Origin of the sequence: Bradyrhizobium sp. McL0615 (assembly GCF_049993905.1) — a bacterium.
Taxonomy (GTDB): domain Bacteria; phylum Pseudomonadota; class Alphaproteobacteria; order Rhizobiales; family Xanthobacteraceae; genus Bradyrhizobium.
Genome location: NZ_CP188254.1, coordinates 5,862,251 through 5,876,620, shown reverse-complemented (window position 1 = coordinate 5,876,620; position 14,370 = coordinate 5,862,251). Strand labels below are relative to the sequence as shown.

Below are 14,370 nucleotides of genomic sequence, written 5' to 3'. Positions count from 1 at the left end.
TCGCATCAAGCGACGAAGAAAGAGACACGGCAATGAACGGCCAAAATATTCGCATCCGTCTCAAGGCGTTCGACCATCGTATCCTCGATACGTCGACCCGCGAGATCGTGAACACGGCGAAACGTACCGGTGCCCAGGTTCGCGGACCCATTCCGCTGCCGACCCGCATCGAGAAGTTCACCGTCAACCGTTCACCGCACGTCGACAAGAAGAGCCGCGAGCAATTCGAGATGCGCACCCACAAGCGCCTTCTCGACATCGTCGATCCGACCCCGCAGACCGTCGATGCTCTCATGAAGCTCGATCTGGCCGCCGGTGTCGACGTCGAGATCAAGCTCTAAGATTTTCAGGATCGTCCGAAGTTAACGGACAGAAAGAACAGGAAGCACGCCGATGCGCTCCGGAGTGATCGCACAAAAGGTCGGGATGACGCGGGTCTTTACGGAGACCGGCGAACATATCCCTGTGACCGTGCTGAAGCTGGGCAATTGCCAGGTGCTGGGCCACCGCACGACCGAGAAGAACGGTTATGTCGCGTTGCAGCTCGGTTCGGGTACCCGCAAGACCGTCTATCTGCCGAAGGCAGAGCGCGGCCAGTTTGCGGTGTCCAAGGTTGAGCCCAAGCGGAAGGTGACCGAGTTCCGCGTGTCGGAAGACGCGCTGATCCCGGTTGGCGCCGAGATTCAGGCGGACCATTTCGTGGTCGGCCAGTTCGTCGATGTCACCGGCACCTCGGTCGGTAAGGGTTTTGCCGGCGGCATGAAGCGCTGGAATTTCGGCGGTCTTCGCGCCACCCACGGTGTGTCGGTTTCGCATCGTTCGATCGGTTCGACCGGCGGACGTCAGGATCCCGGCAAGACCTTCAAGAACAAGAAGATGCCCGGTCACATGGGTGTCGATCGCATCACCACGCTCAATCTGCGTGTGGTGCAGACCGACGTCGAGCGCGGCCTGATCCTCGTCGAAGGCGCCGTTCCCGGCTCCAAGGGCGGCTGGATCTCGGTGCGCGACGCCGTCAAGAAGCCGCTGCCGAAGGAAGCTCCGAAGCCCGGCAAATTCAAGGTCGCCGGCGGTGAGCAGGCTCAGGCTCCGGCCGAGCAGGAGGGCGCGTGAGATGGAACTGAAAGTCACGACCCTTGAAGGCAAGGAAGCTGGTTCGGTCCAGCTCTCGGACGCGATCTTCGGTCTCGAGCCGCGTACCGACATCATCCAGCGTTGCGTGCAATGGCAGCTCAACAAGCGCCAGGCCGGAACGCACAAGACGCAGGGCCGCGCCGACGTCTGGCGCACCGGCAAGAAGATGTACAAGCAGAAGGGCACCGGCGGCGCCCGTCACGGCTCGGCCCGCGTGCCGCAGTTCCGCGGCGGTGGCCGTGCGTTCGGTCCGGTGGTTCGCTCGCACGAGACCGGCCTGCCGAAGAAGGTGCGCGCGCTGGCGCTCAAGTATGCCCTGTCGGCGAAGGCCAAGGACGGCGGCCTGATCGTGATCGACAATGCGCAGATCAAGGACGCCAAGACCAAGGCGCTGGTCGGTCATTTCTCGGGGTTGGGCCTGACCAACGCGCTGATCATCGACGGCGCCGAGGTGCATGCCGGTTTCGCGACCGCTGCGCGCAACATTCCGAATATCGACGTGCTGCCGATCCAAGGCATCAACGTCTATGACATTCTGCGTCGTCAGAAGCTCGTGCTGACGAAGGCGGCAGTCGATGCGCTGGAGGCGCGCTTCAAATGAAGAACATCGATCCGCGCCATTACGACGTGATCGTCGCACCCGTCGTCACCGAAAAGGCGACGGTGGCGTCCGAGCACAACAAGGTCGTGTTCAGGGTCGCAGCCAAGGCGACCAAGCCGCAAATCAAGGAAGCCGTCGAAAAGCTGTTCGACGTCAAGGTGAAGCGCGTGAACACGCTGGTCCGCAAGGGCAAGACCAAGGTGTTCCGCGGCAATTTCGGTTCGCAGTCGGATGTGAAGCGGGCGGTCGTGACCCTCGAAGAGGGCCACCGCATCGACGTCACTACCGGACTTTAAGGCGATACAGCGATGGCATTGAAAACATATAATCCGACGACGCCGGGCCAGCGCCAGCTGGTGATGGTCGACCGTTCGGCGCTCTACAAGGGCAAGCCGGTAAAGGCGCTGACCGAGGGCAAGCTCGGCAATGGCGGCCGCAACAACACCGGCCGCATCACCGTGCGTTTCCGCGGCGGCGGCCACAAGAAGTCCTACCGCCTGGTGGACTTCAAGCGGAACAAGGTCGACGTTCCCGCCGTGGTCGAGCGGCTGGAATACGATCCGAACCGCACCGCGTTCATCGCGCTGATCAAGTATCAGGACGGCGAGCAGGCCTACATCCTGGCGCCGCAGCGTCTGGCTGCGGGCGACACCGTGGTTGCCGGCAACTATGTCGACGTCAAGCCGGGCAATGTCATGCCGCTCGGCAACATGCCGGTCGGCACCATCATCCACAATATCGAGATGAAGATCGGGAAGGGCGGCCAGATCGCGCGTTCGGCCGGCACCTACGCCCAGATCGTCGGTCGCGACCAGGACTACGTCATTCTGCGCCTGAACTCGGGCGAGCAGCGCCTGGTGCACGGCCGTTGCCGCGGCACCATCGGTGCGGTGTCGAACCCCGACCACATGAACATCTCGATCGGCAAGGCCGGCCGCACCCGCTGGCTCGGCTGGCGTCCGCATAACCGCGGCGTCGTCATGAACCCGATCGACCATCCGCACGGCGGCGGCGAAGGCCGCACCTCGGGCGGCCGCCACCCGGTCACGCCGTGGGGCAAGCCGACCAAGGGCAAGAAGACCCGTTCGAACAAGTCGACCAATCGATTCATCCTCCTAAGCCGCCACAAGCGGAAGAAGTAAGGAACGCCGGACATGGTACGTTCAGTCTGGAAAGGCCCGTTCGTCGAAGCGTCTCTGCTCAAGAAGGCAGATGCTGCGCGCGCGTCCGGCCGTCACGACGTCATCAAGATCTGGAGCCGCCGCTCGACCATTCTGCCGCAGTTCGTCGGCCTGGTTTTCGGCGTCTACAACGGCCAGAAGCACGTGCCGGTCTCGATCAACGAGGAAATGGTGGGTCACAAGTTCGGCGAGTTCTCGCCGACCCGTACCTTCCATGGCCATTCTGGCGACAAGAAAGCCAAGAAGGCTTGAGGAATAGACGATGAGCAAACCAAAGCGCGAACGTGTCCTCGCGGACAACGAGGCCAAGGCAGTTGCCCGGATGCTGCGCGTCAGCCCGCAGAAGCTCAATCTTGTCGCGCAGCTGATCCGCGGCCGGAAGGCGGCAGCTGCGCTCGCCGACCTGCAGTTCTCGCGCAAGCGGATCGCGGTCGACGTCAAGAAGTGCCTGGAATCGGCGATCGCGAATGCCGAAAACAACCACGACCTCGAGGTCGACGATCTCGTCGTCGCCGAGGCGCATGTCGGCAACGGCATCGTGATGAAGCGTTTTTCGCCGCGCGGCCGTGGCCGTTCGGGGCGTGTGTATAAACCGTTCTCGCACCTGACCATCGTGGTTCGTCAGGTCGAGGCCGAGGCAAGCGCTTAAAGCGGCGCAGGAGAAAACGATGGGTCAAAAGATCAATCCAATCGGACTGCGTCTCGGCATCAACCGCACGTGGGATTCCCGTTGGTTCGCCGGCAAGAACGAGTACGGCAAGCTGTTGCATGAAGACGTCAAGATCCGCGAGATCCTGCACAAGGAGCTCAAGCAGGCGGCGGTTGCCCGCATCGTGATCGAGCGTCCGCACAAGAAGTGTCGCGTGACGATCCATTCGGCGCGTCCGGGTGTGGTGATCGGCAAGAAGGGCGCCGACATCGACAAGCTGCGCAAGCGGGTTGCCGATATCACGGCTTCCGACGTTGTCATCAACATCGTCGAAATCCGCAAGCCCGAACTCGACGCTACCCTGGTCGCTGAATCGATCGCCCAGCAGCTCGAGCGTCGCGTCGCTTTCCGCCGCGCCATGAAGCGCGCGGTGCAGTCGGCGATGCGTCTCGGCGCCGAAGGCATTCGGATCAACTGCTCTGGCCGTCTCGGCGGCGCCGAAATCGCGCGCATGGAATGGTACCGCGAAGGTCGCGTGCCGTTGCATACGCTGCGCGCCGACATCGATTACGGCGTGGCGACCGCGTTCACCACGTTCGGCACCTGCGGCGTCAAGGTCTGGATCTTCAAGGGTGAGATCCTCGAGCACGATCCGATGGCCCAGGACAAGAAGATGGCCGAAGGCGACAACACACGGCCGCGCCGCGACGCTGCGTGAGACATCAGAAGAAGGTTTGAGGGCTTAAAGCCATGATGCAACCAAAGAAAACGAAGTTCCGGAAGGCGCATAAGGGCCGTATCCACGGCGTTGCGACTTCGGGTGCGACGTTGTCGTTCGGTCAATTCGGCCTGAAGGCGATGGCGCCCGAGCGCATCACCGCCCGCCAGATCGAAGCCGCGCGCCGCGCGCTGACCCGTCACATGAAGCGCGCCGGCCGCGTCTGGATCCGCGTGTTTCCGGACCTGCCGGTGTCGAAGAAGCCGGCCGAAGTCCGCATGGGTTCCGGCAAGGGTACGCCGGAATTGTGGGTGGCGCGGGTCAAGCCCGGCCGCGTGATTTTCGAAATCGACGGCGTCACCGTGCAGACCGCCAAGGAGGCGCTCTCGCTGGCCGCCGCCAAGCTGCCGATCAAGACGCGCTTCGTCGCGCGCATTGCGGAGTAACGTCATGGCCCCGATGAAAGTTGAAGACATCAAAGCGATGAGCGACGACCAGAGGGACGACGCGGTCCTCAATCTGAAGAAGGAACGTTTCAACCTGCGTTTCCAGCGCGCCACCGGGCAGCTGGAGAACACCTCGCGGCTGCGCGAAGCCCGCCGCGACATCGCCCGCATCAAGACCATCGCCGCGCAAACGCGCGCGAAGAAGAAGTAAGAGGCCGTATTATGCCGAAACGTACCCTTCAGGGCGTGGTCGTGAGCGACAAGCAAGCCAAGACGGTGGTTGTGCGCGTCGATCGCCGCTTCACCCATCCGATCTACAAGAAGACGATCCGCCGCTCCAAGAACTACCACGCGCACGACGAGAACAGCGAGTTCAAGCCGGGCGACATGGTGTGGATCGAGGAGAGCAAGCCGATCTCCAAGCTGAAGCGCTGGACCGTGGTCCGGGGCGAACAGAAGAAAACCGCCTGAGTTCGTTCGGCTTCGCCGGACGGGTAATCAGGAAAAATTTTAGGCGCTAATTCGAGCGCATCAGAAAGAGGACGAGGTGCATCAATGATTCAGATGCAGACCAACCTCGACGTGGCCGATAATTCAGGCGCACGCCGTGTCATGTGTATCAAGGTGCTGGGGGGCTCCAAGCGCCGCTACGCCACCGTGGGCGACGTCATCGTCGTGTCGATCAAGGAAGCGATTCCGCGCGGCAAGGTGAAGAAGGGCGATGTGATGAAGGCCGTCGTGGTACGGGTCCGCAAGGATATCCGCCGCGCTGACGGTTCGGTCATCCGCTTCGACCGCAACGCCGCCGTGTTGATCAACAACCAGTCGGAGCCGGTCGGCACCCGTATCTTCGGGCCCGTGCCGCGCGAACTGCGCGCCAAGAACCACATGAAGATCATCTCGCTTGCGCCGGAGGTGCTGTGATGGCTGCCAAGATCCGGAAAGGTGACAAGGTCATTGTGCTGAACGGCCGCGACAAGGGCCGCACCGGCGAAGTATTCGAGGTCCGCCCCGCCGAGAACAAGGCGCTGGTGCGTGGCATCAACATGGTGAAGCGTCACCAGAAGCAGACCCAGGCCCAGGAAGGCGGCATCATCTCCAAGGAGTCGCCGATCCACCTGTCCAACGTCGCTTATGTCGGCAAGGACGGCAAGCCGACCCGCGTGGGTTTCAAGATTCAGGCTGATGGCAAGAAGGTACGCATTGCCAAGAGCTCGGGAGCAGAGATCGATGGCTGATACCGCTTACACACCGCGCCTGCGCACGCAGTTCGACAAGGAAATCCGCGGCAAGCTGACCGAACAGTTCGGCTATGCCAACGTCATGCAGGTGCCGCGCTTGGACAAGATCGTCCTCAACATGGGCGTCGGCGATGCTGTCAACGACCGGAAAAAGGCCGAGACCGCGGCTGGCGAACTGACGCTGATCGCCGGCCAGAAGGCGATCGTGACCTATTCGCGCGTTGCCATCGCGACCTTCAAGCTGCGTGAAAACCAGCCGATCGGCTGCAAGGTCACGCTGCGCAAGGCCAAGATGTATGAGTTCATCGACCGCCTGGTGAACGTGGCGCTGCCGCGCGTGCGCGACTTCCGCGGCCTCAATCCAAAGAGCTTCGACGGCCGCGGCAATTACTCGCTCGGCATCAAGGAGCACATCATTTTCCCCGAAATCGATTTCGACAAGGTTTCGGAAGCCCGCGGCATGGACATCACGGTCTGCACCACGGCGAAGACCGACGACGAGGCGCGTGCCTTGTTGACCGCATTCAATTTCCCGTTCCGGCAGTGAGAAGCAACTAAAGCCTCTCAAACGCGGAAACCCAGGAGCCAAGCATGGCAAAGAAGAGTTCGATCGAGAAGAACAACCGGCGCAAGCGGATGACGAAGAACGCCGCCCCGCAGCGTGCGAAGTTGAAGGCGATCATCGCCGACAAGACCCGGCCGATGGAAGAGCGCTTCGCGGCGACGCTGAAGCTCGCCCAGATGCCGCGCAATTCGTCGGCGACGCGCATTCGCAACCGCTGCGAACTGTCCGGCCGCCCGCGCTCGAACTACCGCAAGAACAAGCTTTCCCGCATCGCGCTGCGTGAACTCGGCTCCAAGGGCCTGGTTCCCGGGCTCGTGAAGTCGAGCTGGTAAGGAGGGTCGTCAAGATGTCAACGCACGATCCGATTTCCGATCTCATCACCCGCATCCGCAATGCGCAGATGCGTTCGAAGTCCAAGGTCTCGACCCCGGGCTCGAAGATGCGCGCCAGCGTGCTCGAAGTGCTGAAGTCCGAGGGTTACATCCGCGGCTACGCCAGCGTCGAACATGCTTCGGGCCGCAGCGAGCTCGAGATCGAGCTGAAATATTTCGACGGCGAGCCCGTCATTCGCGAGATCGAGCGGGTCTCCAAGCCGGGCCGTCGGGTTTACGCCTCGGTGAAGAACCTGCCGCGCGTGAACAACGGTCTCGGTATTTCGGTGTTGTCGACGCCGAAGGGAATCATGGCTGACCACGAAGCGCGCGACGCGAACGTGGGCGGCGAAATTCTCTTCACGGTGTTCTGAGGAAGGATTTAGAGCCATGTCACGTGTTGGCAAACGGCCTGTGGCGATCCCGTCCGGTGTGACGGCGAGCGTCGAAGGGCAGACCGTCAAGATGAAGGGGCCGAAGGGCCAGCTTCAGTTCGTCGTGCACGACGACGTTGAAGTGAAGTTCGAGGACGGCGCGGTCAAGGTCGCGCCGAGGCTTTCGACCAATCGCGCCCAGGCGATGTACGGCACCGCCCGTGCGCAGGTCGCCAATCTGGTCGAGGGCGTCACCAAGGGTTTCGAGAAGAAGCTCGAGATCACCGGCGTCGGTTACCGGGCGGCGCTGCAGGGCAAGAACCTGCAGCTCGCGCTCGGCTACAGCCACGACGTCGTCTACGCGATCCCGGAAGGCATCACCATCGTGGTGCCGAAGCCGACCGAGATCACGATCACGGGCAACGATTCCCAGCGCGTCGGCCAGGTCGCCGCGGAAATCCGCGCCTACCGTCCGCCGGAGCCCTACAAGGGCAAGGGCGTGAAGTACGCCAACGAATTCATCTTCCGCAAGGAAGGCAAGAAGAAGTAACGGAGCCGGTCATGTCACTCAAGGTAACGAATGCCCGGCGCAAGCAGCGCGTGCGCAACTCGCTGCGCCGGTCAGCCAATGGACGTCCGCGTCTGTCGGTGTTCCGTTCGTCGAAGCATATCTACGCCCAGGTCATCGACGACCTGAAGGGCGAAACGCTGGCTTCCGCCTCGTCGCTGGAAAAGACCATGCGCGAGGGCGGCAATACTGGCGCCAACATCGATGCGGCCAAGGCCGTCGGCAAGCTGCTGGCGGAACGCGCCGTGAAGAACGGCGTCAAGGAAGTGGTGTTCGACCGCGGTCAGTATCTCTATCACGGGCGCGTCAAGGCGCTCGCCGATGCTGCCCGCGAAAGCGGACTGAGCTTCTAACGAACCGGTTTTGGAAATTTACGAGGACAGGGGCTTAACTCCCCTAAAGATTGGAAAACACCATGGCAGGTGAACGCGAACGCGGTGGAGGCCACAGGGGTGGCCGGGAAGAGCGCGACAGTGAGTTCGTCGACAAGCTCGTCCACATCAATCGTGTGGCGAAGGTCGTCAAGGGCGGCAAGCGCTTCGGCTTTGCAGCGCTGGTCGTGATCGGCGACCAGAAGGGCCGGGTCGGTTTCGGCCACGGCAAGGCGCGTGAAGTTCCTGAGGCGATCCGCAAGGCGACTGAGTCGGCCAAGCGCAACCTGACGCGCGTCGCTCTGCGCGAAGGCCGCACGCTGCATCACGACATCGCCGGCCGCCACGGCGCCGGCCGCGTCTACCTGCGTGCCGCTCCGGCCGGTACCGGCATCATCGCCGGCGGTCCGATGCGCGCGGTGTTCGAAACGCTCGGCATCCAGGACGTGGTGGCGAAGTCGATCGGCTCGTCGAATCCCTACAACATGGTTCGCGCCACCTTCGACGCGCTGAAGCATCAGGATTCGCCGCGTTCGGTGGCCGCGCGCCGCAACATCAAGGTGTCCACGCTGCAGTCGCGCCGCGTCGGTGGCGATGCCGAAGTGGTGGCTGAATAACTGGCGCGATTTTCGAGCGCTATTTGGAGTTAAGACGATGGCCAAGGCCGCAAAGACGATCAAGGTCGAGCAGACCGGCAGCGCAATCCGCCGCCACCACTCGCAGCGTTCGACGCTGATCGGCCTCAAGCTCAACAAGATCGGTCGTGTCACCGAGCTGCAGGACACGCCTGCAATTCGCGGCATGATCGCCAAGGTTCAACATCTCGTCCGCATCGTCGGCGAGAAGTAAGTAAGGGAGCGTGATCCCGAAAACGGGCTACCAGTTTTCGGTCAGGACCACGCGCCAAGAATAAAGGAAGCTAACGATGAAGCTCAGCGATATCGCCGACAACGCCGGCTCGCGCAAGAAGCGCATGCGCGTCGGCCGTGGCATCGGTTCCGGCAAGGGCAAGACTTCGGGCCGCGGCGGCAAGGGCCAGACCGCGCGTTCGGGCGTGCGCATCAAGGGCTTCGAGGGCGGCCAGATGCCGTTGCATCGGCGCCTGCCGAAGCGCGGCTTCAACAACATCTTCCGGCTCGACTTCGCCGAGATCAATCTCGACCGGCTGCAGGAAGCGATCGACGCCAAGCTGGTCGACGCCAAGGAAACCGTCACCGTCGAATCGCTGGTGAAGGCGGGCGTGATCCGTCGCGCCAAGGACGGCCTGCGGCTGCTTGGCCGCGGCGAACTCAAGGCCAAGCTCGCGCTCGAGGTGCACGGCGCCTCCAAGTCCGCGGTCGCGGCGGTCGAGAAGGCCGGCGGCACCGTGAAGATCCTGGCCCCGGCCAAGAAGGAAGAAGGCGAGGCGGCGTAACATCTGCGTCATCGCCCGCCATGGGCGGGCGATCCGCACGTGAGAGCAATGGACTTATCGAAGCCGAGCACCAAATAATGTCCGGCGTCTGTCGATAGCCCCGCCCGGGGCATCGGCTTTGGGGGGCGGCGGGAGAAAGCCTGATCATGGTCTCAGCAGCAGAACAACTTGCGGCAAACCTCAATTTTGGCGCCTTGGCGAAAGCCGACGAACTGAAGAAGCGCATCTGGTTCACGCTGGGTGCGCTGCTTGTTTATCGGCTCGGCACCTATATCCCGCTGCCCGGCATCGACCCCGCGATCTGGGAGCAGGTGTTCAAGTCGCAGGCCGGCGGCATCCTCGGCATGTTCAACATGTTCGCCGGCGGCGGCATCCACCGCATGGCGATCTTCGCCCTGAACATCATGCCGTACATCTCGGCATCGATCATCATCCAGCTCCTGACCACGGTGTCTCCGCAGCTCGAGGCGCTGAAGAAGGAAGGCGAGGCCGGCCGCAAGACGCTGAACCAGTACACCCGCTATCTGACGGTGATCCTGGCCTCGTTCCAGTCCTACGGCATTGCCGTCGGCCTGCAGGGCGCCGGCAACGTCGTCAGCGACCCCGGCCCGTTCTTCCTGATCTCCACGACGATCACGCTGACCGGCGGCACCATGTTCCTGATGTGGCTCGGCGAGCAGATTACCTCGCGCGGCATCGGTAACGGCATTTCGCTGATCATTCTGGCCGGCATCGTCGCCGAGCTGCCATCGGCGCTCGCCAACATGCTGGAACTGGGACGCCAGGGCGCGCTCTCGACCGGCCTGATCCTGGTCGTGATCGTGATGGCGGTCGCTGTGATCGCCTTCATCGTGTTCATGGAGCGCGCGCAGCGCCGGCTTCTGATCCAGTATCCGAAGCGCCAGGTCGGCAACAAGATGTTCGAGGGCCAGTCCTCGCATCTGCCGCTCAAGCTCAACACCTCGGGCGTGATCCCGCCGATCTTCGCCTCGTCGCTGCTGCTGCTGCCGGCCACCGTTGCGAACTTCAACGCCGGCAAGGGCCCGGAATGGTTCCAGTGGCTCAACACCCAGCTCAGCCACGGCCGTCCGCTGTTCCTTTTCCTCTATCTGGCGCTGATCGTGTTCTTCGCCTTCTTCTACACCGCGATCGTGTTCAACCCGACCGAGACCGCCGACAATCTGAAGAAGCATGGCGGCTTCATCCCCGGCATCCGTCCGGGCGAGCGCACCGCCGAATATATCGACTACGTGCTGTCGCGTATCACCGTGCTCGGCGCGATCTATCTGGCGATTGTCTGTCTGATTCCCGAAATCCTGATTTCCTATGCCTCGGTGCCGTTCTATTTCGGCGGCACTTCGCTCCTGATCGTCGTCAGCGTGACCATGGATACGGTGGCGCAGGTGCAGGGTTATCTGTTGGCCCATCAGTATGAAGGGCTGATCAGGAAGTCCAAATTGAGGGGCCGTCGCCGCTGACGCGCGGCAGGCCGCGGTCTAAATTTCAATAAGAGGGTGTGCGGCGTTTCGCTCACCAAGCCGGGGGGCGAATAGTCATGAGATTGATCCTTTTGGGTCCGCCGGGTGCGGGCAAGGGGACCCAGGCGCAGCGGTTGGTTCAGAAGTACCGCATCGTCCAGCTTTCCACCGGCGAGATGCTGCGTGCGGCGGTCGCCGCCCAAACGCCGGTCGGCCTGCAGGCCAAGGACATCATGGCCAGCGGCGCGCTGGTGCCGGATGAGATCGTGATCGGGATCATCTCCGACCGTCTCGACCAGCCCGACATGAAGAATGGTTTCATCCTCGACGGCTTTCCGCGCACGGTGCCGCAGGCGGCCGCCCTCGACGAACTGCTGAAGAAAAAGCACATCAAACTGGACGCCGTGGTCGAGCTGCGCGTCAACGAGAGCGCGCTGTTGGCCCGCGTGGAGACGCGCGTGGCCGAGATGCGGGCCCGAGGCGAGGACGTGCGAATCGACGACACCCCGGAAGTGCTGTCGAAGCGGCTGGCGAACTACCGGTCGCTGACCGAGCCCCTGATTCACTACTATTCGGAACGGCGGAAGCTCCTGACCGTCGACGGCATGATGACCATCGAGCACGTCACCCGGGAGATTAACCGGATCCTGTCGGCCATCGGGGCGGTGGAACCCAAGGTGGCCAAACCTGCGGTCTCGGCCAAAAAGGCCGGGGGCGCCGCTAGGAAGACCGCGAAGCCGGCGGGCAAAAAGGCCGCCAAAACCGCCCAAAAGGCCGCCAAAGCGGCTCCAAAGGGCAAGAAAGCCGCTTCCAGCAAGGTTGGGAAAGCCAAGGGGAAGGCCGCTCCACCGGCTAGGAGGCGGGGAACTGCCAAGGCCAAAAAGGCGGCAAAAACGACCGTCCGGAAGGCCACCAAAAAGGTCACGAAAAAGCGAGCTAAGCGATAGAGGCGGTTGACGAAACCGAGTTGAATCCTTTAATAAGCCCCGCATCCAAGTCGGATAGTTTTATGACGATGCCGGGCCCCGAAGCAGATGAGGGGAAGGGCGTCGTGTTCGCGTTTGCGGACACCTGCCCGAGATAGCAAGAACTTTAAAAGCCGCTCCGTGAGGGACCGGCGACAGGAGAGAAGTCCGTGGCCCGTATTGCCGGCGTGAATATCCCGACCAACAAGCGCGTTCTGATCGCGCTCCAGTACATCCATGGCATCGGCCAGAAGAACGCGGCCGAGATCATCGAGAAGGTCAAGATCCCCGAGGATCGTCGCGTCAGCCAGCTGAGCGACCAGGAAGTCCTGCAGATCCGCGAAGTGATCGACCGCGACTATCTCGTCGAAGGCGACCTTCGCCGTGAGACCGGTATCAACATCAAGCGTCTGATGGACCTCGGCTGCTATCGCGGCCTGCGTCATCGCCGCGGCCTGCCGGTGCGTGGCCAGCGCACCCACACCAACGCGCGCACGCGCAAGGGTCCGGCCAAGTCGATCGCCGGCAAGAAGAAGTAATTTTTCGAATAGCGCACAGAGAGTGGCGAATGGAATCATTCGCCGCTCCTCATTCGCTTCTTAGGTGTAGCCGCTGGCAGTACGGCGGCGTTTGAGATCACAGGAAGGTTTTAGGTAATGGGCAAGGAAGCCACCCGCGTACGCCGCCGCGAACGCAAGAACATCGCATCCGGCATCGCGCACGTGAATTCGTCGTTCAACAATACAACCATCACCATCACCGACGCACAGGGCAATACCATTGCCTGGTCGTCGGCCGGCACGATGGGCTTCAAGGGTTCGCGCAAGTCGACCCCGTACGCCGCGCAGGTCGCGGCCGAAGACGTTTCCAAGAAGGCGCAGGAACACGGCATGCGCACGCTGGAAGTGGAAGTTGCCGGCCCCGGTTCGGGCCGTGAATCGGCGCTTCGTGCGCTGCAGGCGGCGGGCTTCACCGTGACGTCGATCCGCGACGTGACGACGATCCCGCACAATGGCTGCCGTCCGCGCAAGCGCCGGCGTGTCTGATATCGGGTCGCGGGCGGCAAGCGCCGCCTTGCGATTGCTTTTGGAATTTTGACGGCCGCGGGCTGATCCGCGGTCTCCAACGCCGGTGATTTGAAGGCAAATCGACTGGCCGGTCTATTGACCCGAAGGGGTGACAAAGTGACGATCCAGAAAAATTGGCAAGAACTTATTCGACCGAACAAGCTGCAGGTAACGCCGGGCACCGATGCGACCCGGTTTGCCACCGTCGTGGCCGAGCCGCTCGAGCGCGGCTTCGGCCAGACGCTCGGTAACGCGCTGCGCCGCATCCTGCTGTCGTCGCTGCAAGGCGCCGCCGTGCAGTCGGTGCACATCGACGGCGTGCTGCACGAGTTCTCCTCGATCGCGGGCGTTCGCGAGGACGTCACCGACATCGTGCTCAACATCAAGGACATCGCGATCAAGATGCAGGGCGAAGGCCCCAAGCGCATGGTCGTGAAGAAGTCGGGCCCCGGCGCCGTCACCGCCGGCGACATCCAGACCGTCGGCGATGTCGTCGTGCTCAATCCCGACCTGCAGATCTGCACGCTGGACGAGGGCGCGGAAATCCGCATGGAGTTCACCGTCGCTTCCGGCAAGGGGTACGTCGCCGCCGAGCGTAACCGGCCCGAGGATGCGCCGATCGGCCTGATTCCGGTCGACAGCCTGTTCTCGCCCGTGCGCAAGGTCTCCTACAAGGTCGAGAACACCCGCGAGGGCCAGATCCTCGACTACGACAAGCTGACCATGACGATCGAGACCAACGGCGCGATCTCGCCGGAAGACGCGGTGGCCTATGCCGCCCGCATCCTGCAGGATCAGCTCAACGTGTTCGTGAACTTCGAAGAGCCGCGCAAGGAAGTGACGCAGGAGATCATCCCCGATCTCGCGTTCAACCCGGCCTTCCTCAAGAAGGTCGACGAGCTCGAACTGTCGGTGCGTTCGGCAAACTGCCTGAAGAACGACAACATCGTCTACATCGGCGACCTCGTGCAGAAGTCGGAAGCGGAAATGCTCCGCACCCCGAACTTCGGCCGCAAGTCGCTGAACGAGATCAAGGAAGTGCTGGCCCAGATGGGTCTGCATCTCGGCATGGAAGTGCCAGGCTGGCCGCCGGAGAACATCGACGAGCTCGCCAAGCGCTTCGAGGATCACTACTGATCTGACATTATCATGATGGCCGGGGACTCCCGGCCATCAGGTTACCGGGCGAACGCAGGAAGCCCACCTGAGCAACATGTCCGACGAACC

26 protein-coding genes are annotated in these 14,370 nt (G+C 62.5%); all 26 read left to right on the top strand.

From position 1 onward, the window contains the following. Positions 1-32 precede the first annotated feature (32 nt). The 26 genes from rpsJ (at position 33) to ACPPVP_RS28060 (ending at position 14,280) form a co-directional block, all read left to right on the top strand. Positions 33-341, top strand: a complete 309-nt coding sequence (rpsJ, locus tag ACPPVP_RS28185) for a 30S ribosomal protein S10 (protein WP_002712302.1) — start codon at positions 33-35, stop codon at positions 339-341. A 52-nt stretch (positions 342-393) separates the two neighbouring features. After that, positions 394-1,113 (top strand): 50S ribosomal protein L3, encoded by a 720-nt coding sequence (rplC, locus tag ACPPVP_RS28180; RefSeq protein ID WP_334385801.1) that lies wholly within the window; start codon positions 394-396, stop codon positions 1,111-1,113. 1 nt (position 1,114) lies between these two features. Continuing rightward, complete coding sequence (gene rplD, locus ACPPVP_RS28175) at positions 1,115-1,735, top strand: 50S ribosomal protein L4 (protein WP_426526506.1); 621 nt, start codon at positions 1,115-1,117, stop codon at positions 1,733-1,735. After that, entirely contained in the window at positions 1,732-2,031 is a 300-nt protein-coding gene (locus ACPPVP_RS28170) for a 50S ribosomal protein L23 (RefSeq protein ID WP_025588656.1), read from the top strand. The genes rplD and ACPPVP_RS28170 overlap by 4 nt, the downstream gene beginning before the upstream one ends. Positions 2,032-2,043: 12 nt before the next feature. Beyond that, a complete protein-coding gene (rplB, locus tag ACPPVP_RS28165) occupies positions 2,044-2,877 on the top strand; it encodes a 50S ribosomal protein L2 (protein ID WP_212420848.1) in 834 nt (277 codons plus the stop codon). Between the two features lie 12 nt (positions 2,878-2,889). After that, positions 2,890-3,168, top strand: coding sequence for a 30S ribosomal protein S19 (rpsS, locus tag ACPPVP_RS28160; RefSeq protein ID WP_108518089.1), 279 nt, complete (start codon positions 2,890-2,892; stop codon positions 3,166-3,168). A 10-nt stretch (positions 3,169-3,178) separates the two neighbouring features. Next, positions 3,179-3,565: a 50S ribosomal protein L22 gene (gene rplV, locus ACPPVP_RS28155; protein ID WP_334385804.1), complete on the top strand. Its 387-nt coding sequence runs from the start codon at positions 3,179-3,181 to the stop codon at positions 3,563-3,565. Between the two features lie 19 nt (positions 3,566-3,584). Beyond that, positions 3,585-4,283, top strand: a complete 699-nt coding sequence (gene rpsC, locus ACPPVP_RS28150) for a 30S ribosomal protein S3 (RefSeq protein ID WP_074828492.1) — start codon at positions 3,585-3,587, stop codon at positions 4,281-4,283. 32 nt (positions 4,284-4,315) lie between these two features. Beyond that, positions 4,316-4,729 (top strand): 50S ribosomal protein L16, encoded by a 414-nt coding sequence (gene rplP, locus ACPPVP_RS28145; protein WP_025588649.1) that lies wholly within the window; start codon positions 4,316-4,318, stop codon positions 4,727-4,729. A 4-nt stretch (positions 4,730-4,733) separates the two neighbouring features. Beyond that, a complete protein-coding gene (gene rpmC, locus ACPPVP_RS28140; RefSeq protein ID WP_426526502.1) occupies positions 4,734-4,940 on the top strand; it encodes a 50S ribosomal protein L29 in 207 nt (68 codons plus the stop codon). A gap of 11 nt (positions 4,941-4,951) precedes the next feature. Further along, positions 4,952-5,200, top strand: a complete 249-nt coding sequence (rpsQ, locus tag ACPPVP_RS28135; RefSeq protein WP_057843583.1) for a 30S ribosomal protein S17 — start codon at positions 4,952-4,954, stop codon at positions 5,198-5,200. 84 nt (positions 5,201-5,284) lie between these two features. Continuing rightward, on the top strand, positions 5,285-5,653 hold the full coding sequence (gene rplN, locus ACPPVP_RS28130; protein ID WP_011473865.1) for a 50S ribosomal protein L14: 369 nt from the start codon (positions 5,285-5,287) through the stop codon (positions 5,651-5,653). Continuing rightward, positions 5,653-5,967 carry a 50S ribosomal protein L24 gene (gene rplX, locus ACPPVP_RS28125; RefSeq protein WP_426526499.1) on the top strand — a complete coding sequence of 105 codons (315 nt, stop codon included), beginning with the start codon at positions 5,653-5,655 and terminating at the stop codon, positions 5,965-5,967. The genes rplN and rplX overlap by 1 nt, the downstream gene beginning before the upstream one ends. Beyond that, positions 5,960-6,517, top strand: a complete 558-nt coding sequence (rplE, locus tag ACPPVP_RS28120; RefSeq protein ID WP_426526497.1) for a 50S ribosomal protein L5 — start codon at positions 5,960-5,962, stop codon at positions 6,515-6,517. The genes rplX and rplE overlap by 8 nt, the downstream gene beginning before the upstream one ends. Before the next feature lie 44 nt (positions 6,518-6,561). Beyond that, complete coding sequence (gene rpsN, locus ACPPVP_RS28115; RefSeq protein ID WP_334385807.1) at positions 6,562-6,867, top strand: 30S ribosomal protein S14; 306 nt, start codon at positions 6,562-6,564, stop codon at positions 6,865-6,867. 14 nt (positions 6,868-6,881) lie between these two features. Beyond that, a complete protein-coding gene (gene rpsH / locus ACPPVP_RS28110; RefSeq protein WP_426526495.1) occupies positions 6,882-7,280 on the top strand; it encodes a 30S ribosomal protein S8 in 399 nt (132 codons plus the stop codon). Positions 7,281-7,296: 16 nt separating this feature from the next. Further along, the gene (gene rplF / locus ACPPVP_RS28105; protein ID WP_426526493.1) at positions 7,297-7,830 is read left to right on the top strand and encodes a 50S ribosomal protein L6; all 534 of its coding nucleotides are present in this window, start codon (positions 7,297-7,299) and stop codon (positions 7,828-7,830) included. A gap of 11 nt (positions 7,831-7,841) precedes the next feature. After that, positions 7,842-8,201: a 50S ribosomal protein L18 gene (gene rplR, locus ACPPVP_RS28100; protein ID WP_426526491.1), complete on the top strand. Its 360-nt coding sequence runs from the start codon at positions 7,842-7,844 to the stop codon at positions 8,199-8,201. Positions 8,202-8,263: 62 nt separating this feature from the next. Next, positions 8,264-8,836 (top strand): 30S ribosomal protein S5, encoded by a 573-nt coding sequence (gene rpsE, locus ACPPVP_RS28095; protein WP_079570998.1) that lies wholly within the window; start codon positions 8,264-8,266, stop codon positions 8,834-8,836. 37 nt (positions 8,837-8,873) lie between these two features. Beyond that, on the top strand, positions 8,874-9,068 hold the full coding sequence (rpmD, locus tag ACPPVP_RS28090; protein WP_171578044.1) for a 50S ribosomal protein L30: 195 nt from the start codon (positions 8,874-8,876) through the stop codon (positions 9,066-9,068). Between the two features lie 76 nt (positions 9,069-9,144). Beyond that, on the top strand, positions 9,145-9,633 hold the full coding sequence (gene rplO, locus ACPPVP_RS28085) for a 50S ribosomal protein L15 (protein WP_426526489.1): 489 nt from the start codon (positions 9,145-9,147) through the stop codon (positions 9,631-9,633). Positions 9,634-9,779: 146 nt separating this feature from the next. Then, entirely contained in the window at positions 9,780-11,111 is a 1,332-nt protein-coding gene (gene secY, locus ACPPVP_RS28080) for a preprotein translocase subunit SecY (protein WP_426526487.1), read from the top strand. A gap of 77 nt (positions 11,112-11,188) precedes the next feature. Further along, complete coding sequence (locus ACPPVP_RS28075) at positions 11,189-12,058, top strand: adenylate kinase (RefSeq protein WP_426538108.1); 870 nt, start codon at positions 11,189-11,191, stop codon at positions 12,056-12,058. A gap of 188 nt (positions 12,059-12,246) precedes the next feature. After that, a complete protein-coding gene (gene rpsM / locus ACPPVP_RS28070) occupies positions 12,247-12,615 on the top strand; it encodes a 30S ribosomal protein S13 (RefSeq protein WP_161855307.1) in 369 nt (122 codons plus the stop codon). Between the two features lie 117 nt (positions 12,616-12,732). Then, positions 12,733-13,122: a 30S ribosomal protein S11 gene (gene rpsK / locus ACPPVP_RS28065; RefSeq protein ID WP_006021048.1), complete on the top strand. Its 390-nt coding sequence runs from the start codon at positions 12,733-12,735 to the stop codon at positions 13,120-13,122. 117 nt (positions 13,123-13,239) lie between these two features. Then, positions 13,240-14,280, top strand: coding sequence for a DNA-directed RNA polymerase subunit alpha (locus tag ACPPVP_RS28060; protein ID WP_426526484.1), 1,041 nt, complete (start codon positions 13,240-13,242; stop codon positions 14,278-14,280). Positions 14,281-14,370: the final 90 nt, after the last annotated feature.